Source organism: Streptomyces sp. NPDC050423, from assembly GCF_040655445.1.
In the GTDB taxonomy this organism is placed as follows: domain Bacteria; phylum Actinomycetota; class Actinomycetes; order Streptomycetales; family Streptomycetaceae; genus Streptomyces.
Window position 1 is genome coordinate 54,359 of sequence record NZ_JBFAJY010000012.1, and the last position, 25,764, is coordinate 80,122.

Consider the following 25,764-nt stretch of genomic DNA (forward strand, 5'->3'; position numbering starts at 1 on the left):
CAGGCTGGGCCCGACATCAACCTTTCGGTTGACCGGCCCCGGGCAGCCCGCGCCTACGCTGGACGAATCATGGAAACACGTGTGCACCCCCCGGTCGCCGCCGCGCTGCGGCTGTGTCTGCACGCCCTGCTGCTGGGACTGCTGGCGCTGGCGGCCGTCAAGGCCGTGAGCGACGGGGATCCGCACGCCACCGCCGTCGTCGTGGCGTCCTGCGTGCTGGCCGCGGTGTACGCGGCGGGTGCGCTCGCCCCTGTCGTACAGCCGGGGACCCGGGCGGGGGCGTGCTGGCTCGCCGTCCTCGGGGCACTCTGGCTGGTGCTGCTGGCCCTCTCGCCGGACGGGCTGTGGCTGGCCTTCCCGCTGTACTTCCTCCAGCTGCATCTGCTGCCGATGCGCTGGGGCCTGCCCGCGGTCGTGGTCACCGCCGCCGCCGCCATCACCAGTTTCCTGGTGCACGGGCAGGCGGTCACGCCCGGCACCTTCATCGGCCCGCTGCTCGGCGCGGCGGTGGCCGTGGCCACGGTGCTCGGGTACGACACGCTGTTCCGGGAGAGCGAGCGGCGCCGCGAACTCATCGAGGAGCTCGTCTCGACCCGGGCGGATCTGGCGGCGGCCGAACGCACCGCCGGCACGCTCGCCGAACGCGAACGGCTGGCACGGGAGATCCACGACACGCTCGCGCAGGGTCTCTCCAGCATTCAGCTGCTGCTGCGCGCCGCCGAACGCACCCTGGAGCCGGACGCGCCCGCCGCCCCCCATGTCCGTCAGGCCCGCGAGGCCGCCCAGGACAATCTCGCCGAGGCCCGCCGCTTCGTCCGCGCCCTGACCCCGCCCGACCTGGAGAACGGCTCCCTCGCCGCCGCCCTGGAACGGCTCTCGGCCCGCACCACGGACTCCGCCCTCACGGTGCAGTTCGCCGTCAGCGGCACCCCGGTCGAGCTGCCCACCCCGTACGAGGTGGCGCTGCTGCGTACCGCGCAGTCGGCGCTGGCCAACACCGTGCGGCACGCCGAGGCGCGGCGGGCCGAGATCACACTGAGCTTCATGGACACCTCGGTGTCGCTCGACGTCGTCGACGACGGCCACGGATTCGCACCGGACTCCGTCCCGGCCGGCGGCAGCGGCACCGGTGGCTTCGGGCTGCCCGCCATGCGGTCCCGGGCCCGCTCCCTGGGCGGCACGCTGAGCGTCGAGTCGGCGCCCGGCCAGGGCACGGCCGTCGCCCTCACCCTGCCGCTCCCCGCCGGCCCGAACGGACAGGACTCCGCATGACCACACCGATCAGACTGCTGCTCGCCGACGACCACCCGGTGGTCCGGGCCGGGCTGCGGGCCGTCCTGGACACCGAGCCGGACTTCCATGTCGCCGCCGAGGCCGCCACCGCCGAGCAGGCCGTCACCCTGGCCGCGACCGGCGAGTTCGACGTCGTCCTGATGGACCTGCAGTTCGGTGCGGGTCTGCACGGCTCCGAGGCCACCGCCGCGATCACCGCGGTGCCGGACGCGCCCCGGGTGCTGATCCTCACCACGTACGACACGGACGCCGACATCCTCGCCGCGGTCGAGGCGGGCGCCGCCGGCTATCTGCTGAAGGACGCCCCGCCCGAGGAACTGGCCGCCGCGGTCCGTACGGCGGCGGCCGGCCGGTCCGCTCTCGCCCCGGCCGTCGCGCACCGGCTGATGGACCGGATGAGGACCCCCGCGGAGGCCCTCACCAAGCGCGAGCTGGAGGTTCTCCAACTGGTGGGCGAGGGCCTGTCCAACCTGCAGATCAGCAAGAAGCTGTTCCTGAGCCAGGCGACGGTGAAGTCCCATCTGGTGCACATCTACGCCAAGCTGGGCGTCGACTCGCGTACGGCCGCGGTCGCGGCGGCGACGGCCCGAAGGCTCATCCGCCGCTGAACCGCGGCCCTCCCCCGGGCGCGCGAGCCGGCAGCCGGCCGCTCGGGTTCAGCGGCGCGGCGGTTCTCCGAAGAGGTCCACGGCGACCCGTACGTCCCTGAGCGCCGACGCCAGTGCGCTGACCGAGCCGATCGCCCCCGCGATCAGCAGCAGCGACCGGCGGAGCCGCGGAATCTCGGGCGTGCCGCTGACCGCCATCGCGTCCAGCGCCGCCAGCTCGTCCTCGGCGATCGCCCGGTCCGGGAACTCCGCGGGATGTCCGGCCAGCTCCCTCCGGAGCCGGGAGACGGCCGTACGCAATTCCGTCACCCTCGGGTCCTCATCGCTGCTGGTCACCCGAGCCTGCCCCACGCTTTTCAACAAAGCACTCCCCCTCGCACATCCTTGTGCCGGTGTTTCGACCGAGTCCCGAACCGTGGTCAAGTGTCCGGGGGTGCGGGCAAGTTAACGCCATGAAAGGTGCCGGGCGCCACTCCGCGGACGGAACTCGGTGTGTCCCGGGTGATCACAGCCGGTTGCAGAAACGGTCCGCCTGTGCGGGAACCGCCCGTCTGAGGTATCCAGGCCGCATGACAAGCACTCCGCTTCCCTCCCCCCCGTCCGTCGCCCCGGTCGTCGCCGGGCTGCTCCTGGCCGCGGGCGGCGGGCGCCGGCTGGGCGGCCGCCCCAAGGCACTCCTCGAACACCGCGGCCGCCTCCTCGCCGACCACGCGGTGCGCACCCTGCGGGACGGCGGCTGCGGCCCGGTCCATGTGGTGCTCGGCGCGGCGGCCGACGAGGTGCGGGCCGGGGCGGAGCTGCCCGGCTGCACCGTGACCGTCAACCCGGAGTGGACCGGGGGCATGGGCTCCTCGCTGCGCGCGGGCCTCGGCGCCCTCGCCGGCACGGGCGCGGACGCGGTGGTCGTCCTGCTGGTCGACCAGCCCGGCATCGGCGCGGAGGCGGTGGCGCGGGTCCGGTCGGCGTACCGCTCCCGGACGAGCCTCGCGGCGGCCTCGTACGCGGGGGAACGCGGCCATCCGGTGCTGTTCGGGGCAGATCTGTGGGAGGACATCGCGGCGGGTGCGGTGGGCGACCAGGGGGCGCGCGCCTATCTGCGGGCGCACCGCGATGCGATCACGCTCGTCGAGTGTTCCGATGTGGCTCAGGCGTACGACATCGACACGGCGGAGGATCTGTCCCACCTTGAGTGAACACACTGGCACGCTGCGCCAGCAGGGGCCCACTTCTGTCGACCCGGAGAATCTCGACATCAACAAACCATTGAACTTCCACCATGAGGAAACTACTATCCACTGGTCAGAAGCCCTCTGCACCTCAGACGGCGGCCACGGCCGTATCCCGGAGCCATGGCACGCCGTGCCGTTTCAGGCGGCCCGGCGGCCGTGAGACGCCGTCCGCACCGCCCGCTGAAGGAGTGACAGCTCATGTCCGCACCAGCGCCGTCCTCGCTGGCCATCGTCGATGCCGAGCCCCTGCCCCGGCAGGACGAGGTCCTCACCCCCGCGGCTCTCGCGTTCGTGGCCGAGCTGCACCGCCGGTTCACCCCACGCCGTGACGAGCTGCTCGCCCGCCGCGGCGAGCGCCGTGCCGAGATCGCCCGCACCTCCACCCTGGACTTCCTGCCGGAGACCGCGGCGGTCCGCGCGGACGACTCCTGGAAGGTCGCCCCGGCCCCCGCCGCGCTGAACGACCGCCGGGTGGAGATCACCGGTCCGACCGACCGCAAGATGACCATCAACGCCCTGAACTCGGGCGCCAGGGTCTGGCTCGCCGACTTCGAGGACGCGTCCGCCCCCACGTGGGAGAACGTCATCCTCGGCCAGCTCAACCTGATCGACGCCTACCACCGCGCGATCGACTTCACGGACCCGAAGTCCGGCAAGTCGTACGCCCTGAAGCCCGCCGACGAGCTCGCGACCGTCGTCACCCGCCCCCGCGGCTGGCACCTGGACGAGCGCCACCTCCAGCTCGACGGCACCCCGGTGCCCGGCGCGCTGGTCGACTTCGGCCTCTACTTCTTCCACAACGCGCAGCGCCTCATCGACCTCGGCAAGGGCCCGTACTTCTACCTGCCGAAGACGGAGTCGCACCTGGAGGCCCGCCTCTGGAACGACATCTTCGTCTTCGCCCAGGACTACACCGGCATCCCGCAGGGCACCGTCCGCGCGACGGTCCTGATCGAGACGATCACCGCCGCGTACGAGATGGAGGAGATCCTCTACGAGCTGCGCGACCACGCCTCCGGGCTGAACGCGGGCCGCTGGGACTACCTCTTCTCCATCATCAAGAACTTCCGTGACGGCGGCTCCAAGTTCGTCCTGCCGGACCGCAACGCGGTGACGATGACCGCCCCGTTCATGCGGGCGTACACCGAACTCCTCGTCCGCACCTGCCACAAGCGTGGCGCCCACGCGATCGGCGGCATGGCGGCCTTCATCCCGTCCCGCCGTGACGCCGAGGTCAACAAGGTCGCCTTCGAGAAGGTCAAGGCCGACAAGGACCGCGAGGCCGGCGACGGCTTCGACGGCTCCTGGGTCGCCCACCCCGACCTGGTCCCGATCGCCATGGCCTCCTTCGACGCGGTCCTCGGCGAGAAGCCGAACCAGAAGGAGCGCCTGCGCGAGGACGTCTCGGTGGCCGCCGGCGATCTGATCGCCATCGACACCCTGCACGCCAAGCCCACCTACGACGGCCTGCGCAACGCCGTAGCGGTCGGCATCCGCTACATCGAGGCCTGGCTGCGCGGCATGGGCGCGGTCGCCATCTTCAACCTGATGGAGGACGCGGCCACCGCCGAGATCTCGCGCTCGCAGATCTGGCAGTGGATCAACGCCGACGTGGTCTTCGAGAACGGCGAGCACGCCACGGCGGAGCTGGCCCGCAAGATCGCGGCCGAGGAACTGGCCGCGATCCGCGCCGAGACCGGCGACGAGGCCTTCGCGGCCGGCAAGTGGCAGCAGGCCCACGACCTGCTGCTCCAGGTCTCCCTGGACCAGGACTACGCGGACTTCCTGACACTGCCCGCGTACGAGCAGCTGCGCTGAGTCCGGCTCCCGCGCACGCCTTCGCCCCGGTGCCGTGCGGCACCGGGGCGAAGCCCTGTCCTGGCGGGCCCTACTTCAGCCCGGAATCGAGCGCGCCCAGCAGCGTCCCCTGCGGGGTGTCACCCGACATCTCCCAGACCATGACGCCCAGCAGCCCCTCGTCCTTCACATAGGCCGTCTTCTTGCCGATGGACCAGGTGTCGTCGAAGGACCACCACTGGTTCCCGGTGTAGCCGTACGTGGACACGGACTGCTCGTCGTGATGGACCGTCATCGTCGGGTAGGCGCCGATGAGGTTGGCGTATCCGCGGGTGCCGGCCTCCTCGGCGAACTGGCCCGGGGCGGCTCCGCCCGCGGACTGCCACTCGCCCGCCGCACCGCCGTCGGTGACGTTCTGCCAGCCCCGGCCGTAGAACGGGATGCCCAGGGTCAGCTTGCAGGGTTCGACGCCCGCGTCCGTGTACGCCTTGATCGCGGCGTCCGCGCTGAAGTGGAAGTCGTACGGGTCCTGGTCGTCGGTGTAGAGGTTGGCCTGGTGGCCGGTGCGGTTCGGTTCCCAGGAGTTGTCGCTGCCCGAGCCGTGGAAGTCGTAGCCCTGGACGTTGGCCACGTCGAGGGAGTCGAAGACCTTGCCCAGGTCCCAGCCGTCGCCGATCTTCTGCGGGTCGGCGGGGGTGAAGGCGGTGAGGAGGCGGTGGCCGCCGCCGAGCGCGTCCAGCTGCTTGCGGAACTCGGCGAGCAGCAGGGTGAGGTTGTCCTTGTCGTCGGGCGAGTAGTGGTTGCCGGGGTGCCCGGTGCCGGTGCCGGGCCACTCCCAGTCGATGTCGAAGCCGTCGAAGATGCCGGCCGCGGTGCCGGGTCCGCCCGCGCCGCCGTACTCGGGCAGGTTGCCCTTGATGTACATGTCGATGCAGGAGGAGACGAACTTCTTGCGGGCCGCGTCGGTGGCCGCCACGTCGGAGAAGTACTTCGAGTACGTCCAGCCGCCGAGCGAGACCACGATCTTCAGGTCCGGGTGGAGCTTCTTCAGCTTCTTCAACTGGTTGAAGTTTCCGCGCAGTTTGCCCCAGCCGTCGTCCGCGACACCGTCCACCGACTGGGCGGCGCTGAACGGGCGGGTGTAGTCGGCGTCGGCGTCACCGGCGCCGGTGCCCTGCTCCGGGTCCTCGGGGTCGGCTGTGGTGCCCTTGGTGACGCCGTTCAGGCAGGTGAGGTTGTTGGGATCGATGTTGGCGAAGGCGTAGTTGACGATGTCGAGCTTGTCGGCGGCCCTGGAGTCCTGGAGGTTCTTCACGAAGTACTGGCGGCCGTAGATGCCCCACTGGACGAAGTAGCCGACCTTCGCGTAGTTGCCTGCGCCGACGATGTCGTCGGTCTTCACCGTGAGGGTGTTACTGGCCGGCGAGGAGTTGTCCGCCGGGTCGCGGGCCTTGACCGTGAAGGTGTACGAGGTCGAGGGGGACAGCCCGCCGATGGTCGCCGTGGTCGTGGTGCCGGAGACCGTGGTGGCCAGGGTGGTGCCCCGGTAGATGTCGTACGCGGCGACGCGTCGGTTGTCCGTGGAGGCGGTCCAGGCCAGGGTGACGGACGAGGAGTCGGTCGCGGTGGAGTGGAGTGCGCCGGGGGCCGTCGGCGGGGAGGCGTCGGTGGCCGGGTCGACGGTGGTGACGGCCAGCGGGGCGCTCTCGGCGGAGGTGTTGCCCCGGGTGTCCTTGGCCCGGACGGTGAAGGAGTAGGCGGTGGCGGGCGTCAGACCGGTGACCGTGGCGGAGGTCGTCGCGGTGGCCGAACCCACCACCTTGCCGCCCGCCAGGACGTCGTACGAGGCCACGGGGAAGTCCCCCGCGGTGGCGGCCGTCCAGGACAGCGAGGCGGTGCGGGCGGTGACATCGGTCTGCTTCGGCGTGCCGGGGGCGCCCGGCGGGGCGTCCGCGGAGCCGTCGCACTTGTCGCCGTTGATCCGGCAGCCGGTGGGTGCGGTGATCGGCCCGGTGGCGACGAACCAGAAGCTGTACGGCTCTGTGGTGCCGTGTGCGGCGACCGTGCCGTTGTAGTGGGCGTTGACCGCGGTGATGTGGCTGCCCAGGGTGGTGACGGTGCCGTTGTAGGAGGTGTCGATCGCGACCCCGGCCGGCAGGTCGAATTCGAGGCTCCAGCCGGTGACGGCCGTGTCGGTGTCGTTGTGCAGGACGTATGTCCCCATCCACCAGGAGCCGTTGTCTGCCGAGGTGAAGGTGGCGGTCAGCTTGCCCGCCGCGTGTGCGGGGGTGGCCTGGAGGGACAGCAGGGCGAGTAGGAGTCCGAGGGCGGCGACCAGCGCGGTCACCGATCTCCGTCTGAGGGGTATGTGCTCGAACATGGTTCTCCCTTGTGGCAGGGACCTGTGAGGGGGTCCTCAGGGGGGAGCGGGTGTCCTTCGTTCCATGGAGCACAGGGGAAACTAATTGGTCTAAACCAACTCGTCAATAGGTACAGACCACTTACGGTTCGCCGGCCGTCCGCACGCCGGCCCCGCGGTCACGTCCACACCGCACCCAGCGCGACGAACCCGCAGATCAGCACGGCCAGGACGGCGAGCAGCGGCCAGACGAAGCGCAGGTACCTGTCGTATCCAGCCTTGGCCGGCGCCACCCCGCCGATCGTGACCGCCGTCGTGGGCACCCACAGGTTCATCCAGCCGCTCGCCGCCTGCCAGGCCGTGACGACGACCGCCCGCGAGACGCCCGCGAAGTCGGCCGGCGGGGCCAGGATCGGCATGGCCAGGGTCGCGTGGCCGGAGGTGGACGGGATGAGGAAGGCCAGCGGGAGGTTGACGACGAACACGACGACGGCGAACACCGCGGAGGAGGTGCCGGACACCAGGCCCTCGATGGAGTGCAGGACGGTGTCGGTGATCCGGGAGTTGTTCATGATGACGGTGACCCCGCGGGCCAGCACGATGACCAGCGCGGGCGAGATGAAGCCGGCGGCGGAGGCGACCCCGGTGGCGAACGGGTTGACCGTGGAGCAGAGCACGCCGACTCCCGCGCCGAGGATGATCGTGCCGGTGGCGACCATGCGGTCGTAGCCGAGGGCGAGCATCAGCGGGACGATCAGCCCGTAGAAGCCGAGGGTCTCCTCGGCGAAGCCCTCGACCGTGCCCAGCAGCGAGAAGACCAGCATCACGCCCGCGATGAGCAGTGCGCCGCGGTCGCGCAGGCGGTGGGCGAGGCGCCCGATCCCCAGGTCGCGCCTTGTCGTCCGCGATGCCCCGGGCGCGCAGCCCGCCCTCCACGGGGGTGGGTCCGAAGGGCGGTGAGAGCCACAGGCTCGCGTCGCCGGGGGGCTGTACGTCCACGGGCTCGGCGGGAAAGCCGGGGAACGCGACGGACGGGATGGCGGTGAGCCGCTCCAGGTCCGCGGTGAGGCCGTCCATCAGCGTGTCGACGCGGGAGCCGAGATCCATCGCCCATCCCCTGTTCCTCGTGGAGTCGGTCAATGAGGTTCCGGGATCAAATGGATCACAGGGGGCGGCCCCCGCACGCCTGAGGGCCGGTCAGCCGCCGAGCACCACCGTCCGCGAGGCGGAGAAGTCCCCCCACTTGCCGTCCGGGAGCTTGGCGCGGATCTTCATCGCGTAGCGGGTGCCGCGCGGGTCGCTGACGGTGAGCCGGTAGCTCGCCCGGCCCGTGGGCGGTTTGCCTCCCCAGACGATCGTGGTGGTCAGCCGGCCGTCCAGGTAGAGCTGGTAGGCCGGGATCTCGCCGCCGGTCACGGGCTGCTTCCAGTCCAGGTCGACGGCGTACTCCTCGCCCTGGGCGGTGCTGGTGATCCGTAGGTCGGTGGGGGCGGTGGCGGCGGGTGCGCCGGGGGCGGAAGCGGTGGTGAGGTCGAAGGCGTCACTGTCCTTCGACGAGGTGTCGGCGGCGTCGCGGGCGCGGACGGTGAAGGTGTAAATCGTGCCGGGCCGCAGCCCGGTCAGCCGCGCGGTGGTCTGTGTGCCGGGCACGCTGTGGATGCGCGAGCCCTCCTGGTAGATGTCGTACGAGGTGACGCCGACGTCGTCCGTGGAGCCGCCCCAGGACAGGGTGGCGGCCCGGCTGCCGTCGGCCTTGCCGCGCAGCTTCACCGGCCGGGTCGGTGCCTCGTGGTCGGCGGGGGTCGGGGCGGGCGTGGTGACGGACGCGGGGGCGCTCGGCGCGGAGAGGTTCCCGGCGGCGTCGCGGGCGCGGACGGTGAAGGTGTAGGCGGTGGAGGCGGTCAGCCCGTCGACGTCGATCATCACCCTGACTGCCGGGACGGTCTTGACCTTCTTGCCCTTGCGGTAGATCTCGTACGCGGTGACGGCCTTGTCGTCGGTGGCCGCCTCCCACATCACATGCGCTGAGGTGGCGCTACCGGCCTGCACGGTCACCCCGCGCGGCGCCGTCGGGCTGCTGGTGTCGGGATCGTCGCCGGACCCGCCGCAGGCGGTGAGCGCGGCGAGGAGCAGGGCGGCTGAGCAGGCCAACGCGGCGGGTGCGTGGGGGCGTTGCACGGTCTTGCCTTCCGTCCGGCAGCAATGGTCCAGACCTGTATCGCACGGTGTGGGGGGCGTCGACAAGGGGACGGAGCGGAACGTTCCGCAATGTACCGGTGTGCACCGCGCCCGGACCTGGGCCGTGTCGGCGGGCGATGAGTTCGGGGCACGCGGGGAGTCTGCACTGTATGGACGACAAGACGAAGACGGACAACGAGACGAAGAACGCTCCCCCGCAGGATCTGGAACCCGCGGCCCGGCAGATCACCGCGCTGCTCGACGCGGTCGATGACACCTGGCTGTCCGCGCCGACCCCGTGTCCCGGTGTCACGGTGAGCGCCCTGCTCGCCCACATCGGCGGGCTCGCCGTGGCCTTCCGCGATGCCGCGCGCAAGGAGCTGGGGCCGACGACCGACACGGCGCCCTCGCTGGCGGAGATGGTGCCGGCGGACGACTGGCGCGGCACGCTGCCCGAGGCGCTGGACGCCATGGTCACCGCCTGGCGCTCCCCCGACGCCTGGCAGGGCATGAGCCGGGCGGGCAGCGTGGACCTGCCGGGCGAGGTGGCGGGCATGGTCGGGCTGAACGAGCTGGTGCTGCACGGCTGGGACCTGGCGAGGTCGACCGGGCAGCCGTTCCGGGCCGAGGAGGCGCATCTGCACTCCACGCTGGCACTGCTGGCCGCCCTGGGCGACAGCCCGCCGGCCGGCTCGCCGTTCGGGCCGCCGGTCCCGGTGCCGGACGACGCGCCGTTGCTGGACCGCGCGGTCGCCCGGAGCGGCCGGCGCCCCGACTGGCAGCCCGGCGGCTGACAGCCGCGCCGCGGGGGCGATCAGCCGCCCGACCAGCGGAGGGAGAACTCCGTGCAGGGGCGAGGATCACTCCCGCGGCCTGGCAGGCTGGAGCGGTGAAGCTCAGCACACGTTCCCTGATCTCATCGGCCGCCGCCCTCGTCATGGCCGCGGCCGTGCTCTGCGGATGTTCGGCGGCCGGACCGGACACCGCGTACGGCAAGGGGCCCGCGGCAGCAGGCCTGGAGGATCCGGCGAAGAAGGACATCGCCATGCAACTGGTCTCCAGCGCGGAGAACTCCTCGCTGGACTGGAAGTCCCAGTACAAGTACATCGAGGACATCGACGACGGCCGCGGCTACACCGCGGGCATCATCGGCTTCTGCTCCGGCACCGGCGACATGCGACGCGTCGTCGAGCGGTACGCGAAGGCCCGGCCCGGAAACCCGTTGGAGCGGTTCGGGCCGGCGCTGCGGACGGTGGAGGGCACCGACGCGCACACCGGGCTCGGCCGCCCGTTCACCCGGGCATGGGCGAACGCGGCCGGCGACGCGGCCTTCCGGTCGGCGCAGGACGCCGAGCGGGACGCGTCGTACTTCGGCCCCGCGGTCAGGCAGGCCAAGGCGGACGGGCTCGGCGCGCTGGGCCAGTTCATCTACTACGACGCCTACGTGATGCACGGGTCCGGCGACGCGGACGGCACGGTCGGCTTCCGTACGATGCGCCGGCACGCGCTCGCGAAGGCCCGCACCCCCTCGCGGGGCGGCGCCGAGGTGACCTATCTCGACGCGTTCCTGGACGCCCGGGTCGCGGCGATGCGCGAGGAGCCCTCACACACCGACACCAGCAGGGTCGAGACGGCCCAGCGGGTGTTCGTGCGCGAGGGCAGGCTCGGCCTGGAGACGCCGCTGAGGTGGAAGGTGTACGGCGACAGCTACCGGATCGAGAGTCCTTAGCCGGCCGGCCTCCGCGTTCCGTGGCCCCGGACCAGGCACCCGCGCGCCCGGTCCGGGGCCTTCCGTATTTCCCGGGCCGCTCCCAACTCATCTGTGTCGCAGGGGTGTACGGCAGTCGTGGGATTCTGATAGGAAAGCTTCCTAACAGACGAATCGGAACGACGAACTCCTTTGGAGGACTGGTGAACGCTCCCCACAAGCGCACCGCACGTCGCAACACCCGTACCCTGCGTGTCGCGCTCTTCGCACTCGGGCTGACGCTCACGGCTGTTCCCGCCACCGCTTTCGCCGGCACCGCTCCCGCGCCGCCGGCCGTTCACCACCAGGAGGCTGCCGCGACCGGGCTCGACGATCCGGCGAAGAAGGACATCGCCATGCAACTGGTCTCCAGCGCGGAGAACTCCTCGCTGGACTGGAAGTCCCAGTACCGGTACATCGAGGACATCGACGACGGCCGCGGCTACACCGCGGGCATCATCGGCTTCTGCTCCGGCACGGGCGACATGCTCGACCTCGTGGAGCTGTACACACAGCGGGATCCGGGCAACCCGCTCGCGGAGTATCTGCCGGCCCTGCGCGAGGTGGACGGCACCGACTCGCACGAGGGGCTCGACCCGGGCTTCACCCGGGCCTGGGAGACGGCGGCGGACGATCCGGCGTTCCAGCAGGCGCAGAACGACGAGCGCGACCGGGTGTACTTCGACCCGGCGGTCAGCCGGGGCAAGAGCGACGGACTGGGCACACTCGGCCAGTTCGCGTACTACGACGCCATCGTCATGCACGGCGACGGCGGCGACAGCACGAGCTTCAGCAGCATCCGCAAGCGGGCCCTCGCGAAGGCGAAGCCGCCGGCCCAGGGCGGCAACGAGGTCACCTACCTCAACGCCTTCCTGGACGCGCGGGTCTGGGCCATGCAGCAGGAGGAGGCCCACTCGGACACCAGCCGGGTGGACACCGCCCAGCGGGTCTTCCTGAAGAACGGCAACCTGAACCTGGACCCGCCGCTGGACTGGAAGGTGTACGGCGACAGCTTCCACATCGGCTGACGGACCCGGGCACGGCTGTGGCGCGTACGGTCCCCCTCACGGGCGGGGCCGTACGCGCCACGGTACTGTGACGGATCGTCAGTGCACGCCCACCGGGGACGCGTTGACCGGATCCAGGTTCTCCTCCCCCGCGTCCGCCTCGATGTCCGGCCGTCGGCCCAGGTGGTTGAAGGCCAGGTTGAGGACGATCGCCACGACGCAGCCGGTGGATATCCCGGAGTCGAGCACGACGAGCATGTCCTCGGGGAACGCGTGGTAGAAGTCCGGCGCGGCGATCGGTATCAGGCCAATGCCCACGGCGGCGGCCACGATCAGGGCGTTCTCGCCCTTCTCCAGAGCGGCGCTCGCCAGGGTCTGGATGCCGCTCGCGGCGACCGACCCGAAGAGCACGATGCCGGCGCCGCCGAGCACCGGCAGCGGTACCAGCGCGATGACGGAGGCGGCCACCGGGAACAGGCCGAGCAGGATGAGGATGCCGCCGCCCGCGGCGACGACGAAGCGGCTGCGGACCTTGGTCATCGCGACCAGCCCTATGTTCTGGGCGAAGGCGCTGCACATGAAGCCGTTGAACAGCGGGCTGATGGCGCTGCCCAGGGTGTCGGCGCGCAGGCCCCCCTCGATGGTCCGCTCGTCGGCCGGCCGGTCGACGATCTTGCCGAGGGCGAGCATGTCCGCGGTCGACTCGGTCATGCAGACCAGCATGACGATGCACATCGAGACGATCGCCGCGATCTCGAACTGCGGTGCGCCGAAGTGGAACGGGGTGGGGAAGCCGACCTCGTCGGCGTCCTTGATGGCCCCGAAGTCGGTGATGCCGACCGGGATCGCGATGAGTGTGCCGGCGATGAGTCCGAGCAGGATCGCGATCTGCTGGAGGAAGCCGCGGAGCAGTTTCCTCAGCGCGAGGACGATCACCAGGGTGCCCGCCGCCATGATGATGTTGGTGGTGGAGCCGTAGTCGTCGGCCGTGGCGTTGCCGCCCTGGGACCAGTTGAAGGCGACCGGCAGCAGGGAGACACCGATCAGCGTGATGACCGTGCCGGTGACGACCGGCGGGAAGAAGCGGACCAGCTTGCAGAAGTAGGGGGCGAGGACGAAGCCGAGAAGGCTCGCGACGATGATCGCGCCGAAGATGACGGCGATGCCGTCGTGTCCCCGGTCCTTGCCGATCGCCACCATGGGCGTCACCCCGGCGAACGAGACGCCGTTGACGAACGGCAGCCGGGCGCCGACGCGCCAGAAGCCGATGGTCTGGAGCAGGGTGGCTATGCCCGCGGTGAACAGGCTCGCCCCCATCAGGAAGGCGGTCTCCTTCGGGCTGAGGCCCACGGCGGGGCCCACGATCATGGGTGGGGCCACCACACCCGCGTACATCGCGGCCACGTGCTGGAGGCCGCTGGTGAACATCTTCAGTGGGGGAAGTGTCTCGTCGACCGGATGAGTGCCGTCGGACCGGGCGGCCGGCTCCGACGTGCCGTCGGGGTCGGGTGCTGCGTCTGCGTCGTTGCGAAACCTGGGCGTGGCTGCCATGGCGGTTCCTCCGGTCGGGTACACGTCTGCGGCGACGCGGGTATCAGGGAGGTGGTGCGTTGGTGCAGGTCGTGCAGCTGGTGCGGGCAGCTCGGTTCAGCGGTACGGGAGGCGCGTACGTCTGGGTGCGCGCCTCCCGTACCGGTTGCCGTGGGCCCCGCTCGGGTCCACGGCGGCCGGTCGAGGGCCGTCCCCCTCGGCCGGCCGGTTCGGGGGCGCCGGGCCGTCAGGCCCCGGCGGCGATCTGCGCGAGGCGGCGGGCCTCGTCGCGGGTGGCACGGGCGATGGCGTCCTCGTCCACGGTGATCAGGTGGTTGCCCTCGACGACCGGCTTGCCGTTGACGAGGGAGAGGGTGACCGGGGCCGCGGCGCCGAGGACCAGGGCGATGACCGGGTCGGCGATGGAGGCATGGGCGATGGTGTCCAGCTTCCACAGGACCAGGTCGGCGAGCTTGCCGGGCTCCAGGGAGCCGATCTGCTCGGCCCGGCCGAGGACCTGGGCGCCGCCGTACGTGCCCAGGCGCAGCGCCTGGCGGGCACTCAGGGCGCGTTCGCGGTGCGGGCCGAGGCGGTTGACGAGGAGGGCGTTGCGCAGTTCGGTGTGGAGCTCGCCGGACTCGTTGGACGCGGTGCCGTCGACGCCGAGGCCGACCGGGACGCCCGCGGCGAGCATGTCCGGGACCCGGGCGATGCCGGCGGCGAGGCGGGCGTTGGAGGACGGGCAGTGCGCGACGCCGGTGCCGGTGCGGGCGAAGGCGGCGATGTCGGAGTCGTTCATGTGGACGCAGTGCGCCATCCACACGTCGTCACCGAGCCAGCCGGCCGACTCGAAGTAGTCGGTCGGGCCCATGCCGAACAGCTCGTGGCAGAACTTCTCCTCCTCCACGGTCTCCGAGCCGTGGGTGTGCAGCCGCACACCGCGGCGGCGGGCCAACTCGGCTCCCTGTCGCATCAGTTCGGTGGACACCGAGAACGGGGAGCAGGGTGCGACGGCGATCTGGGTCATCGCATCGAAGGAGGCGTCGTGGTGCGCGTCGATGACCGCCTCGGTGCCGGCCAGGGCGCCTTCGAGGCTCTCCACGGCGAAGTCCGGCGGCAGCCCGCCGTCCTTCTCGCTGCGGTCCATGGAGCCGCGGGCGAGGGTGAACCGAACACCGGTCTCACGGGCGGCGCCGATGATCGCACCGGACAGGTCGCCGGAGCCCCGCGGGTACACGTAGTGGTGGTCCATGGCGGTGGTGACACCGCCGCGGGCCATCATGGCGAGCGAGCCCTGCGCGGCGGCGCGGACCATCGGCTCGTCGATGCGCGCCCAGGTCGGGTACAGCGCGACCAGCCACTCGAAGAGGTTGTGGTCGGTGGCCAGGCCGCGGGTGATCCACTGGTAGAAGTGGTGGTGCGTGTTGATCAGACCGGGCGTGACGAGATGCCCCGTGCCGTCGACCCGGCGTACGACGTTCTCCAGGCCCTCCGGCGCCCGGCCGGCGCCGACAAACTCGATGCGATTGCCCGCGACGACGACATGGCCCGAGGCGTACTCGGTGTCGTCGGCGTCGACGGTGGCGATCGAACAGTTCTCGATGACGATGCGTTCCACGCGCTCGGGCGCTGCCTGTGCTGCCATGGTGCTTCCTTCTCTCATCAGCGATGTGGGCACGGCAGGACCCTAGGAGGATTTGAGTGCCACGGCCGTGCGGCTGTGGGTGCCGAGATGGTGGAAGAGGAGATTGAGCAGGCCCGCGACGACCGCTCCGGCGCCGGTGCCGGTGCCGGAGGACCGGCATCAGGGTGACGCCGATGAGGGTGATGACGACGCCGGTGACGAGCGGCGGGAAGAGCCTCAGCCGCCTGGGCCTGGCCGGAGAATGGACCTTCTGCTACCGCTGGCCCAAGTGCGGTCTGTGCCATGGGAGTTCCCTCCGGCCCGGCCGGTCCCCGTCCACTGTGGACGGACGGGGACCAGCACCGCGCCGCGTCAGAGGTTGGTCATGTCGACCGGGATCCGCGGCTCGACGCCGTCCCGCAGCACGGTGGCCTCGATGAGCCCGTACGGACGGTCGGCCGCGAAGTAGACCTCATTGTCGTTCTTGAGGCCGAACGGCTCCAGGTCCACCAGGAAGTGGTGGTTGTTCGGCAGCGAGAAGCGGATCTCGTCGATCTCGCTGCGGCTGTTGATGATGCGCGAACCCATCTGGTACAGGGTCTGCTGGAGAGAGAGGGAGTACGTCTCCGCGAAGGCTTCGAGCATGTGCTTGCGCGCCTGCTCGTAGGACTTCTCCCAGTTCGGCATGCGAGCCTCGTCGCTGGTCCAGTTGTACCGCCACCGGGCGGACACATCGGTGGCCAGGACGCGGTCGTACGCCTCCTTGAGCGTCGTGTACCTGTCCTTGACGTAGCCCCAGAACTCGGAGTTGGTCGAGTTCAACACCGTGAGTTCCTTGAGGCCGGAGATGATCTCCCACTTCTCACCGTCGTAGGTGATCTGGGCGGTGCGGGTCTCCTGGCCCTTGCGCACGAAGGAGTGCTTCACCTCGTCGGCGCCGATGAACCGCGAGTTGCCGCCGGAGGTCTCGATGCGCTCCCAGGAGTACTCCTCGATCCGGATCCGGGCGGTCTGGATCGGCTCCTGCGACGACACGAAGTGCCGGGCGAGGTGGATGCCGAACTGCTCGGCGGACTCGATGCCGTACTCCTTGGCGAACGCGAACACCGTGTTCTTGGTGGTGTCGGTCGGCAGGACGTTCGCGTTGGAGCCGGAGTAGTGGACGTCGCCCATGTCGCCGGAGAGGGCGACGGAGACGTTCAGGTCCTTGATGTGGTGGGTGTCGCCGTCCCGCGTGATCCTGACGACGCGGTTCTCTGCTTTGCCGTACTGGTTCTGGCCGAGAATCGTGGGCATGTGTCTGCTAGCTCCCTCGGTATACGGAGTAGCCGAACGGGTTGAGCAGCAGCGGTACGTGATAGTGCTCGCCCGGGGTGACGGCGAAAGTGATCGCCACCTCCGGGAAGAACGCACCGCTGTCCCTTACGCGGGGGGCGTCCTGCTGCGCCTCGGCTTGCTTCTTGGCTGTGAAGTACGACTCGGTCTCGAAGTCGAGCCGTACGTGGGTGGTGCCTTCCGGCAGGGCCGGCAGGTCCTTGCAGCGCCCGTCCGCATCGGTCGCGGAGCCGCCGAGCGCCACCCACCGCGCGTCGCTGCCCGCGCGGGCCGCGAGCGAGATGGCGACGTCCGCGGCGGGGCGGCCGATGCTGGTGTCCAGGATGTGGGTGGACACCGATGCGGTGGCGAAGGTGCTCAAGACCTTCACTCTCCTTCTGTGACGAGACGGGTCAGCCTGATGCGGTTGATCTTGCCCAGTTCGGTGCGCACGTGTCCGCGCTCCTGCTCGGGCGAGTTCCCGGACCGGGCCTTCACCGCGTCGCGCATCTGCTCACCGGTGGCCCCGGTGGCGCAGATCAGGAAGACATGTCCGAACCGCTCCTGGTAGGCCAGGTTGAGTTCGAGCATCTCGGCCCTGAGCTCCTTGGTGGCGCCGGCCATCCCCCGCTGTTCGCGGGAGGAGGCCGGGTCCCCGGGCTTCGGGCGGCCGATGGGCGGGTGACCGGCCATCGCCTCGGCCAGGTCCTGCGCGTCGAGGGCCGCTGTGGCGGCGTCGCTCGCGGAGAACAGGGCTTCCGTCGTGGCGTAGGGGCGCCCGGAGAGAATCGCTCTTCCCCAGGCCGCACTGGCACAGATCTCGTGCAGTGCGGCGGCCGCCTCGCGATCCGCCAGGGTGTTGAACCGGGCCGGGCCCGGTGTGGAGCTCGAAGTCACGGGAGCCTCCGTGGCTGTTTCTCACTGTGCGTCGGTCGGGCTGCGGATAGCTAACGCCCTCCACAACACCACGTCAACACTTTGTTGAAATTACGTTCAGGTAAAAGGCCGTCGCCCGATGATCCGGACGACGGCCTTCCATGACGCTGCGCGGACCGCACCCGTCCACGGGCCCGACTACTCGCTCTTCGGCCCGATATCCCTGTTCAGGTAGTTGTAGACGGTGAACCGGCTGACCCCCAGGGCGCCCGCCACCGTCTCCACTCCATGACGTACGGAGAAGGCACCGCGTGCCTCCAGGGACCGTACGACCGCCTGCTTGGTCCTGCGGTCGAGCTCGGCGAGCGGCATGCCGTGCCGGCGCTCCATGGCGGCCAGGATGTGATCCAGCGAGTCCGAGAGCTGCGGCAGCCGGACCGCTATGACATCCAGCCCCTCCCAGGTCAGCACGACGTCGTCGGGCTGCGCCTGCTCGGGGCCGAGCAGCTGGGCGCCCATGGCGTCGACGAGCGGCTTGACGGCGGCGACGAGGGGGTGGTCCGCGGACTCGCTCACTTGGAGTCCTCCCCGATCACGTTGACCTGGAGGGAGACCCGGGTGGCACCTGATGCCAGGGCCTTGCGCAGGAGGGAGTCCACCGCCGTGAGCACCTCGTCGGCGCCGCCTTCGGCCGTATTGCCGAAGGGACCGACGTCCACGGCGTCCAGGTCGGCCGACTGGACGACCTCACGGGCGACGACCGCGTGGGCGGGCGCCTCGTCGAGATCGAAGGGCTCGGTGGTGAACTCCACTCGCAAGCGCACGGTGCCTCCATGGTGCGTGTCACCGCGGCGGGGAACCCCGCGGCTCGGGCACGACACTAACGGACGGGCGTCACCGCGCCGGGGTGACCGCTACAGCGGCAGCACGCAGACCGCGGCCGGGGCCGCGAAGGGCGTCCCCACGGACTCCAGGGCACCGCTCTCCCCGTCGACCCGGAACACCGTGACCGTGCCGGACTTCTGGTTGGCGGCCAGGAGCAGCGCCTCGTCCGGGGAGAAGGCGATGTGCCGGGGGAAGTCGCCACCCACCGGCACGGTGTCCAGCAGCCGCAGCGTGGCCCCGCCGTCCTCGACGGCGTACCTGGTGAGGCTGTTGTGCCCGCGGTTGGCCAGATAGGCGAAGCGGCCGTCTCCGGTGACCAGGACCTGGGCGGGGTAGCTGGTGCCGCCGCCCGTTCCGGTGGACTGCGGGGCGCCCGGGGCCAGGACGCCGGTCGCGGGGTCGTATCCGCAGACCACGACCGTGTTGTCGACCTCGCAGGCCAGGTAGGCGAAGCGGCCGCCGGGATGGAAGGTGAGGTGGCGCGGTCCGGCGCCGGGGCGCAGCGCCGCCCGTGAGAGCTGTTCCAGGGTGCCGCGGTCCTCGTCGAGCCGGTAGGTGTAGACCGTGTCGTTGCCCAGGTCGACGGCGAGGATGTGGCCCCCGTCCGGCGCGGTGACGATCTGGTGGGCATGCGGCCCGTCCTGGCCCGGTCCGGGTGCGGGGGCGGCGTGGGCGACCAGGTCGGTGCGCTCCCCCGGTGAGCCGTCGGCGGCTAGGGGGTGCACGGCGACGCTGCCGGAGGTGTAGTTGGCGCTGAACAGCCACTTTCCGCCGGGATGGACGGAGAGGTGGCAGGGTCCCGCGCCACCGGTGTCCCGGGTCCCCAGCACCCGGAACGTCCCGTCGCCGGCGAGGGCCACCGCGGTGACGCCGCCCTGTTCCTGCTCGTCGACGGCGTAGAGCGTGCCGCCCGAGGGGTGCAGCGCGAGGTAGGAGGGGTTCTCGACGCCGGTGACGACGGTGCGGCCGGTGATCGTCCCGGCCACCGGGTCGTAGGAGGCGACGCCGATACCGGTGCCTCCCGGGGTCGTCGAGGTGTAGGTGCCGAGGAAGAGCGTCGCGGTCCTGCGCGCCCGCTCTCCGGTGGTGCGCGGGGCCCGCCCCTGATGTCCGGAGCGGGGAAGCGAGGGGGCGGCGGCGAGGGCACCGCCCGCCAGGAGTGCTCCGAGAAGGGTGCGGCGGCTTGTGGGGGTGGTCATGCGAGGCACCTCGTGGGGTCGGCTGCGTCGGATGTGTCAGCCACAGTGACCTCCCCCCGACAGCTGCCGCAAGAGGCGCACCGGCCATTGCGCAGGACGCAACAACGGTCGGCACCGACCGGCCTGACCGGCCCGAATTCCGGGCACCCCCTTGACAGCCCGCCCACCCCCCGGGCAATCTTCCGTTAAGCAGAAACTAACTTCCGCAATACGGAAGGAGCGCCGAAACCCTCATGGGCTACCCGGACCAGCGCTTCGATGTAAACCTTTCGATCCTCTTCACGGAACTCCCGCTCCTGGAGCGCCCCGCGGCAGCGGCCGCGGCGGGCTTCACCGCGGTCGAGCTGTGGTGGCCCTGGATCGAGACCCCCACCCCTGCGCAGACCGAACTCGACGCCCTCAAAAAGGCGCTCGACGACGCGGGCACCGAACTGGTGGGGCTGAACTTCTACGCCGGACAGCTGCCCGGCCCCGACCGCGGCGCGCTCTCCGTGCCCGGCACGGAGTCGGACCGCTTCCGCGCCAATATCGAGGTGGCGGCCGACTTCGCCGCCTCGACCGGCTGCAAGGCGCTCAACGCGCTCTACGGCAACCGCGTCGACGGCGTGGACCCGGCCGTGCAGGACGAACTCGCCCTGGAGAACCTGGCACTGGCCGCCCGCGCGGCGGACCGGATCGGGGCGATCCTGCTGATCGAGACCCTGAACGCGCCGGAGTCGCCGCGCTATCCGCTCGTCAGCGCACCGGCCGGGATCGAGGTCGTCGACCGGATCAACGCGGCGACCGGCCTCGGCAACGCGAAGTTCCTGATGGACCTGTACCACCTGTCGATGAACGGCGAGGACCTCAGCCAGGTCATCACCGCGTACGCCGGCAGGACCGGTCACGTCCAGATCGCCGACAACCCGGGGCGCGGCGCACCCGGCACCGGCTCGCTCCCCCTGGAGCAGCTCCTGGACGAGCTGACGAAGGCCGGTTACGACGGCTGGGTCGGCCTGGAGTACAAGCCCGGCGACCGGCCGAGCGCCGACTCCGTCGAGTGGCTCCCGGCCACCGCGCGGGCCGCCCGCCGATAGCGGCGGACTCCCCCTCGTACACACGCTTATCGGAAGGCACCCTCATGAGCAACAACCTCCCCAAGGTCGCGTGGATCGGCCTCGGGATCATGGGCTCGCCCATGTCCGAGAACCTGATCAAGGCCGGTTACGACGTCACCGGTCACACCCTGGAGCAGGACAAGATCGACCGGCTGGCCGCGGCCGGCGGCACCGGCGCCTCCTCGATCGCCGAGGCGGTCAGGGACGCCGACGTGATCGTCACGATGGTGCCCGCCTCCCCGCAGGTCGAGGCCATCGCGTACGGCCCCGACGGCATCCTGGAGAACGCGAGGCGCGGCGCGCTGCTGGTCGACATGTCCTCGATCACCCCGCAGACCTCCGTGGACCTCGCCAGGAACGCCCGCGACAAGGGCATCCGCGTACTGGACGCCCCGGTCTCCGGCGGCGAGGCCGGCGCGATCGAGGCCGTGCTCTCCATCATGGCCGGCGGCGAGCAGGCCGACTTCGACGCCGCCAGGCCGCTGCTCGACACGCTGGGCAGGACCATCGTGCTCTGCGGTCCGCACGGTTCCGGCCAGACGGTGAAGGCCGCCAACCAGCTCATCGTCGCGGTCAACATCCAGGCCTGCGCCGAGGCCGTCGTCTTCCTGGAGAAGTCCGGGGTCGACCTCGCCGCCGCGCTCGACGTCCTCAACGGCGGACTGGCCGGCTCGACCGTGCTGACCCGCAAGAAGGCCAACTTCCTGAACCGGGACTTCGCGCCCGGCTTCCGGATCGACCTGCACCACAAGGACATGGGCATCGTCACGGACGCAGCCCGCAACGTCGGTGCCGCGCTGCCCGTCGGCGGAGTCGTCGCCCAGCTCGTCGCCTCGCTGCGCGCCCAGGGCGACGGCGGCCTGGACCACTCGGCACTGCTCCGCTCGGTCGAGCGCCTCTCCGGTCAGCTCGTCTAGACCCCGGGACCGATCCACCGCGGCCGGGCCCCGTCGCGGGCCCGGCCGGCACCACCCCGCCGGGTGCTCACACCCCGGCCCACAGACTTCCGGACGGCATCGGCGCTGACACCTGTCCTGTCGCGCCCAGGCGCCGGCGCCGTCCGGAACACCTCTCCACCACGAATTTCAACAAACTGTTGACGTCGGGTTCGGGGCGTACCTACGCTCCTGGAGCCCCGCAGGATGTCGCAGTTCAGCAGCTCCCCGTACGGAAGGTCGCCCCGACACCATGACGCAGCGTGTGCTTACGACCGAGTCAGGCGCCCCGGTCGCCGACAACCAGAACTCCGCCACCGCCGGCGTCGGTGGCCCGATCCTCCTCCAGGACGGTCACCTCCTGGAGAAGCTCGCCCGCTTCAACCGGGAGCGCATCCCGGAGCGCGTGGTGCACGCCCGGGGCTCCGGCGCGTACGGCTACTTCGAGGTGACCGACGACGTCACCGGCTTCACCCGCGCCGACTTCCTCTCCGAGGTGGGCCGCCGCACCGAGACCTTCATACGGTTCTCCACGGTGGCCGACTCGCTCGGCGGCGCGGACGCGGTACGCGACCCGCGCGGTTTCGCCCTCAAGTTCTACACGGACGAGGGCAATTACGACCTGGTCGGCAACAACACCCCGGTGTTCTTCATCAAGGACCCGCTCAAGTTCCCCGACTTCATCCACTCGCAGAAGCGCGACCCGTTCACGGGCCGTCAGGAGCCGGACAACGTCTGGGACTTCTGGGCCCACGCCCCCGAGGCGACGCACCAGGTGACCTGGCTCATGGGTGACCGCGGCATCCCCGCCTCGTACCGCCACATGAACGGCTACGGCTCGCACACCTACCAGTGGACGAACGCCGCGGGCGAGGCCTTCTTCGTCAAGTACCACTTCAAGACCAACCAGGGCGTGCGCTCGCTCTCCGCCGACCAGGCCGCGGAGCTCGTCGGCAAGGACGCCTCCTCGCACCAGACGGACCTGCTCCAGGCGATCGAGCGCGGCATGAACCCGTCCTGGACCCTGCACGTACAGGTGATGCCGGCCGCCGACGCCGCGGACTACCGGTTCAACCCGTTCGACCTGACCAAGGTGTGGCCGCACAGCGACTACCCGCTCCGGCGGGTGGGCCGGCTCGTGCTGGACCGCAACCCGGACAACGTCTTCGCCGAGGTCGAGCAGGCCGCGTTCTCCCCGAACAACTTCGTGCCCGGCATCGGTCCCTCCCCGGACAAGATGCTCCAGGGCCGGCTGTTCGCCTACGCGGACGCGCACCGCTACCGCCTGGGCGTCAACCACACCCAGCTCCCGGTGAACGCGCCGCGCACGGCCGTCGTCGACAACTACGGCCGCGACGGTCTGCACGCCACCCGGTACGGCGCACGGCACGACAAGAACTACGAGCCCAACTCGTACGCGGGCCCGGCCCAGACGGACTCGGCGCACTCCGCACCGCTGGCCGTCCAGGGCTGGACCGGCACCCACGAGGCGCCCGCCCACACCAAGGACGACGACTTCTTCCAGGCGGGCGAGCTGTACCGGCTGATGTCGGACGACGAGAAGGGACGGCTGATCGCCAACATCGCGGGCGGCCTGTCCCAGGTCACCCGGGACGACGTGATCGAGAAGAACCTCGCCCACTTCCACGCCGCCGACACCGAGTACGGCAAGCGCGTGGAGGAGGCCGTACGCGCCCTGCGCGAGGACTGAGCCCTCTCGTTGGGCCCCCAAGCCCTGCTCGCGTCATCGCGCCCGCCCGGATGAGGGGTTGCGCGGGGCGCGGGCAGGACGAGGCCGCGGCGGGTGTGCGATGCCAGTGCGGTGGTACGCGGGTGGTGGTCCGGGTTCCAGACCTGAAGGCCCCGGACCTGCTTCCCTTCGCCCCCGCCGCGGCCCCTGTTGTCTTCCCCGAACCGGGCGTGGAGTACGGATTACGGTCCCGTACTCCACGCCTTTCTGGGTCGGAGAACGGCCACGGTCCCGTCCATGGGGACAGGCCTCGTCGCCTCCAGCAGCACGGCGGTGCTTGCCTCGGGATCGTGGTTCATGGTGAGCGACTGATGAGGGAGCTGGGTCAGGCGAGCGGCGAGATCCTTGGTGGAGGTTTCGGAGGGCAGGAGCCCGAAGACGTCCGGGTACCGGTCCTCTGTGGCGGAGCTGAAGAAGTCGGCGTCGGTCACGCCTCGCGCTGCCATGGTCAATGCGGGGGCGCTGTCCGGAGCGATCTCCGGGAAGAGGATTCCGACGGCGTGCCCCTCGGTGGCCAGCGTCAGGCCGAGCCAGGTTTCCAGTTGGCCTGGGAAGAACTGCGGCTTCATCTCGGCTCCCGGCTTCTTCCACAGTCGCCGTGACGAGGCCGGTCTCGTCACGGCTGACCATCATCCGGGCGGTGGCGTAGGTGACCTCCTCCGGTCGCCCGGCCAGCACGCGGGCTCCAAGCTCGGCGTGCTGTTCCTCGTCAACGTCGGCACGGATCGCCGGGCCGGTCACAGTGACCGGGTCAACGTCCGCAGCTGTCCACCACAGGCCCAGGTACCGGCCGGCCCAGTCGGTGATGGCCGAGGTCTGGCTGATGACGGTGACCGATTGGTTGTCGGCCGTCGTGATGCGGGTCGCGGAAGTCATGAAAGGGACATCTCCTTGAGTGTCGAGCAGAGGTGGTGGTAGGCGGCCTGCAAGTTGGCCTCTGCCGCCGCGAGGTCGCGTTTCTCTTCGGCGCCCAAGCGCGGGAGACACACGGTGGGGTTCCCGGAGGAGAAGTGCAACGGCATTCCGAGATACGTGCCGTTCCTCGGGGCGGACACTTCGATGACGCCGTCCGTGACGCCCAGAACACGGGCAAGGGCGGCCACGGTGGCAGCGGCAGGGCCGGAGCGGACCCGGCCGATACCGGCGGCGATACGGCCGGGCCGGGCGGCCATCTCCGCCCGGATCGCCTGGACGGGGATTCGGGCGGCCCGACCATTGACCGTGGTGGAGGAGGCGCAGATCACCACCAGGTCTCCGTGCTCGCCGATCACCTGCCCGTGTACAGCCCGGGTCGGCACCCCCAGTGCTCGGCCAGGTGGCCGGCCACCATTTCTGGCGTGGGGAGTCGTACGACGTCGAGAGGTAAGGCGCCCGTGGCGGGGTGGGCGCCATGGGGTCCTCATTTCTTCCGGGTCAACCGGTACGAGGGCGTCACCTGTGTGGCCCTCGATGAGAGACAGGACAGGCCGCGCATTCGGCTTGCACGATGGGCACATCAGTTACTGGGCCGAGCCGAGCCTGCTGATGCGGCGGTCCGGTGCAACGTGTCAGCGAGGAGCAGAGCGTCGTCGACATCCAGGTAGTCGAAGCGGATGCGGTTTCCGCCGTGCCGACCCCGGCAATGTCCGCAGGTCGGAACCGACTCGACGAGCAGCACCCGGCCCGGCGCGGTAATCACCCGCTGCAACTCCCGGGCGATCCGCTCGTGGTCGTGCCAGTCCCCGAGGTCGAGGTCGTACAAGACCGACTCGTCGCCGCCGAGACTGCCGTAGAGGAGCGTGGCCTCGTCTGTATCGAGCGTGCCGATGTCGATGAGGGCCCGGTCCCCAATCGTCTGGACGTCCGGACGCCGCTCGACGCCGACGTGGGCAAGCGCGCGATGCAGCTGCAGTACTGCATTCTGCGTCTCGGTGAGACGAGCCCTCGAACAGTCGCCCGAGGGCTCGGACTTCACCTGACTGTTAATGCTCTTGCAGAATGCTTCTGCCTCTGACATCCCGTAAGGCTTTCGACTCTATCGAGGAGATGCACGAATGGAACCAGAGACGACTGTGTGGCACCTAAGGGCTGTCCCGCAATTGCTGGTGGAACAGCGCGCGGCGTCAGATGCGGTGCATCGCAAGGCGGAGGGACGCCCGAATACTGGATGTATTCGGGCGTTCCGACAACGCAGCGAGGTGCCGTAGCTGTCGTCGTGCGCCCGCCAGGAATTGCGGGACAGCCCTTAGGGCACGTCGTTATCGGCGAGAACAACAAGATCCAGGAGGTGCGCTTTGGCAAGGAATGCACGCGAGAGGACCTTGATCGGAATCAGTCAGCGGCCGCTTTCCTCATGA

General features: G+C 70.4%; 24 protein-coding genes and 1 pseudogene. 10 read left to right on the forward strand and 15 right to left on the reverse strand.

What is annotated here, in order from left to right; all coding sequences use genetic code 11:
• Nucleotides 1-69 precede the first annotated feature (69 nt).
• Nucleotides 70-1,272 carry a sensor histidine kinase gene (locus AB0I52_RS11775; protein ID WP_363071369.1) on the forward strand — a complete coding sequence of 401 codons (1,203 nt, stop codon included), beginning with the start codon at nucleotides 70-72 and terminating at the stop codon, nucleotides 1,270-1,272.
• Nucleotides 1,269-1,901 (forward strand): response regulator transcription factor, encoded by a 633-nt coding sequence (locus AB0I52_RS11780; RefSeq protein ID WP_363071371.1) that lies wholly within the window; start codon nucleotides 1,269-1,271, stop codon nucleotides 1,899-1,901. Before AB0I52_RS11775 ends, AB0I52_RS11780 begins: the two co-directional genes overlap by 4 nt.
• A 48-nt stretch (nucleotides 1,902-1,949) precedes the next feature.
• Here the strand turns inward: AB0I52_RS11780 and AB0I52_RS11785 are convergent, their stop codons facing one another.
• Entirely contained in the window at nucleotides 1,950-2,252 is a 303-nt protein-coding gene (locus tag AB0I52_RS11785) for a DUF5955 family protein (protein WP_363071373.1), read from the reverse strand.
• Between the two features lie 218 nt (nucleotides 2,253-2,470).
• On the opposite strand from AB0I52_RS11785, the gene AB0I52_RS11790 reads away from it, so the two are divergent.
• Together AB0I52_RS11790 and aceB are read left to right on the forward strand one after the other, a co-directional pair.
• Nucleotides 2,471-3,094 carry a nucleotidyltransferase family protein gene (locus AB0I52_RS11790; RefSeq protein WP_363071375.1) on the forward strand — a complete coding sequence of 208 codons (624 nt, stop codon included), beginning with the start codon at nucleotides 2,471-2,473 and terminating at the stop codon, nucleotides 3,092-3,094.
• A 234-nt stretch (nucleotides 3,095-3,328) separates the two neighbouring features.
• Nucleotides 3,329-4,948 carry a malate synthase A gene (aceB, locus tag AB0I52_RS11795; RefSeq protein WP_363071377.1) on the forward strand — a complete coding sequence of 540 codons (1,620 nt, stop codon included), beginning with the start codon at nucleotides 3,329-3,331 and terminating at the stop codon, nucleotides 4,946-4,948.
• A gap of 70 nt (nucleotides 4,949-5,018) precedes the next feature.
• Here aceB and AB0I52_RS11800 read toward each other — a convergent pair whose 3' ends face one another.
• The 3 genes and pseudogenes from AB0I52_RS11800 to AB0I52_RS11810 all read right to left on the reverse strand — a co-directional run bounded on the left by AB0I52_RS11800 (nucleotide 5,019) and on the right by AB0I52_RS11810 (nucleotide 9,464).
• Complete coding sequence (locus tag AB0I52_RS11800; protein ID WP_363071379.1) at nucleotides 5,019-7,307, reverse strand: glycosyl hydrolase family 18 protein; 2,289 nt, start codon at nucleotides 7,305-7,307, stop codon at nucleotides 5,019-5,021.
• A gap of 158 nt (nucleotides 7,308-7,465) precedes the next feature.
• Nucleotides 7,466-8,170 (reverse strand): annotated as a pseudogene (locus AB0I52_RS11805) (YfcC family protein); the annotation flags it as partial.
• A 313-nt stretch (nucleotides 8,171-8,483) separates the two neighbouring features.
• Nucleotides 8,484-9,464: a fibronectin type III domain-containing protein gene (locus AB0I52_RS11810; RefSeq protein WP_363071381.1), complete on the reverse strand. Its 981-nt coding sequence runs from the start codon at nucleotides 9,462-9,464 to the stop codon at nucleotides 8,484-8,486.
• A 170-nt stretch (nucleotides 9,465-9,634) separates the two neighbouring features.
• Between AB0I52_RS11810 and AB0I52_RS11815 the strand changes: the two genes are divergently transcribed.
• From AB0I52_RS11815 to AB0I52_RS11825, 3 genes are all read left to right on the forward strand, one after another.
• Nucleotides 9,635-10,258: a TIGR03086 family metal-binding protein gene (locus AB0I52_RS11815; RefSeq protein WP_363071383.1), complete on the forward strand. Its 624-nt coding sequence runs from the start codon at nucleotides 9,635-9,637 to the stop codon at nucleotides 10,256-10,258.
• Nucleotides 10,259-10,353: 95 nt separating this feature from the next.
• Entirely contained in the window at nucleotides 10,354-11,193 is an 840-nt protein-coding gene (locus AB0I52_RS11820; protein ID WP_363071385.1) for a chitosanase, read from the forward strand.
• Between the two features lie 182 nt (nucleotides 11,194-11,375).
• A complete protein-coding gene (locus AB0I52_RS11825; RefSeq protein WP_363071387.1) occupies nucleotides 11,376-12,239 on the forward strand; it encodes a chitosanase in 864 nt (287 codons plus the stop codon).
• Nucleotides 12,240-12,317: 78 nt separating this feature from the next.
• Here AB0I52_RS11825 and AB0I52_RS11830 read toward each other — a convergent pair whose 3' ends face one another.
• The 8 genes from AB0I52_RS11830 to AB0I52_RS11865 form a co-directional block, all read right to left on the reverse strand.
• Entirely contained in the window at nucleotides 12,318-13,769 is a 1,452-nt protein-coding gene (locus AB0I52_RS11830) for a nucleobase:cation symporter-2 family protein (protein ID WP_363071389.1), read from the reverse strand.
• 226 nt (nucleotides 13,770-13,995) lie between these two features.
• Nucleotides 13,996-15,393: an 8-oxoguanine deaminase gene (locus tag AB0I52_RS11835; RefSeq protein ID WP_363071391.1), complete on the reverse strand. Its 1,398-nt coding sequence runs from the start codon at nucleotides 15,391-15,393 to the stop codon at nucleotides 13,996-13,998.
• A gap of 351 nt (nucleotides 15,394-15,744) precedes the next feature.
• Nucleotides 15,745-16,668 (reverse strand): factor-independent urate hydroxylase, encoded by a 924-nt coding sequence (gene pucL / locus AB0I52_RS11840; protein ID WP_363071393.1) that lies wholly within the window; start codon nucleotides 16,666-16,668, stop codon nucleotides 15,745-15,747.
• 7 nt (nucleotides 16,669-16,675) lie between these two features.
• Complete coding sequence (gene uraH, locus AB0I52_RS11845; protein ID WP_363071394.1) at nucleotides 16,676-17,068, reverse strand: hydroxyisourate hydrolase; 393 nt, start codon at nucleotides 17,066-17,068, stop codon at nucleotides 16,676-16,678.
• A gap of 5 nt (nucleotides 17,069-17,073) precedes the next feature.
• Nucleotides 17,074-17,583 carry a 2-oxo-4-hydroxy-4-carboxy-5-ureidoimidazoline decarboxylase gene (gene uraD / locus AB0I52_RS11850; RefSeq protein WP_363071396.1) on the reverse strand — a complete coding sequence of 170 codons (510 nt, stop codon included), beginning with the start codon at nucleotides 17,581-17,583 and terminating at the stop codon, nucleotides 17,074-17,076.
• Between the two features lie 177 nt (nucleotides 17,584-17,760).
• Nucleotides 17,761-18,138, reverse strand: coding sequence for a helix-turn-helix domain-containing protein (locus AB0I52_RS11855; protein ID WP_363071398.1), 378 nt, complete (start codon nucleotides 18,136-18,138; stop codon nucleotides 17,761-17,763).
• The gene (locus AB0I52_RS11860) at nucleotides 18,135-18,386 is read right to left on the reverse strand and encodes a hypothetical protein (RefSeq protein WP_363071400.1); all 252 of its coding nucleotides are present in this window, start codon (nucleotides 18,384-18,386) and stop codon (nucleotides 18,135-18,137) included. The genes AB0I52_RS11855 and AB0I52_RS11860 overlap by 4 nt, the downstream gene beginning before the upstream one ends.
• Before the next feature lie 90 nt (nucleotides 18,387-18,476).
• Nucleotides 18,477-19,646 (reverse strand): lactonase family protein, encoded by a 1,170-nt coding sequence (locus tag AB0I52_RS11865; RefSeq protein ID WP_363071402.1) that lies wholly within the window; start codon nucleotides 19,644-19,646, stop codon nucleotides 18,477-18,479.
• A 233-nt stretch (nucleotides 19,647-19,879) separates the two neighbouring features.
• Here AB0I52_RS11865 and AB0I52_RS11870 point away from each other — a divergent pair, with 233 nt between their 5' ends.
• The 3 genes from AB0I52_RS11870 (at nucleotide 19,880) to AB0I52_RS11880 (ending at nucleotide 23,389) form a co-directional block, all read left to right on the forward strand.
• On the forward strand, nucleotides 19,880-20,722 hold the full coding sequence (locus AB0I52_RS11870; protein WP_363071404.1) for a TIM barrel protein: 843 nt from the start codon (nucleotides 19,880-19,882) through the stop codon (nucleotides 20,720-20,722).
• 44 nt (nucleotides 20,723-20,766) lie between these two features.
• Complete coding sequence (locus AB0I52_RS11875) at nucleotides 20,767-21,660, forward strand: 2-hydroxy-3-oxopropionate reductase (RefSeq protein ID WP_363071406.1); 894 nt, start codon at nucleotides 20,767-20,769, stop codon at nucleotides 21,658-21,660.
• A gap of 271 nt (nucleotides 21,661-21,931) precedes the next feature.
• Nucleotides 21,932-23,389: a catalase gene (locus AB0I52_RS11880; RefSeq protein WP_363071408.1), complete on the forward strand. Its 1,458-nt coding sequence runs from the start codon at nucleotides 21,932-21,934 to the stop codon at nucleotides 23,387-23,389.
• Between the two features lie 221 nt (nucleotides 23,390-23,610).
• Here the strand turns inward: AB0I52_RS11880 and AB0I52_RS11885 are convergent, their stop codons facing one another.
• From AB0I52_RS11885 to AB0I52_RS11895, 3 genes are all read right to left on the reverse strand, one after another.
• Complete coding sequence (locus tag AB0I52_RS11885) at nucleotides 23,611-23,997, reverse strand: hypothetical protein (protein WP_363071410.1); 387 nt, start codon at nucleotides 23,995-23,997, stop codon at nucleotides 23,611-23,613.
• A 303-nt stretch (nucleotides 23,998-24,300) separates the two neighbouring features.
• Entirely contained in the window at nucleotides 24,301-24,699 is a 399-nt protein-coding gene (locus AB0I52_RS11890; protein WP_363071412.1) for a hypothetical protein, read from the reverse strand.
• A 224-nt stretch (nucleotides 24,700-24,923) separates the two neighbouring features.
• Nucleotides 24,924-25,424 (reverse strand): hypothetical protein, encoded by a 501-nt coding sequence (locus AB0I52_RS11895; RefSeq protein WP_363071414.1) that lies wholly within the window; start codon nucleotides 25,422-25,424, stop codon nucleotides 24,924-24,926.
• Nucleotides 25,425-25,764 lie beyond the last annotated feature (340 nt).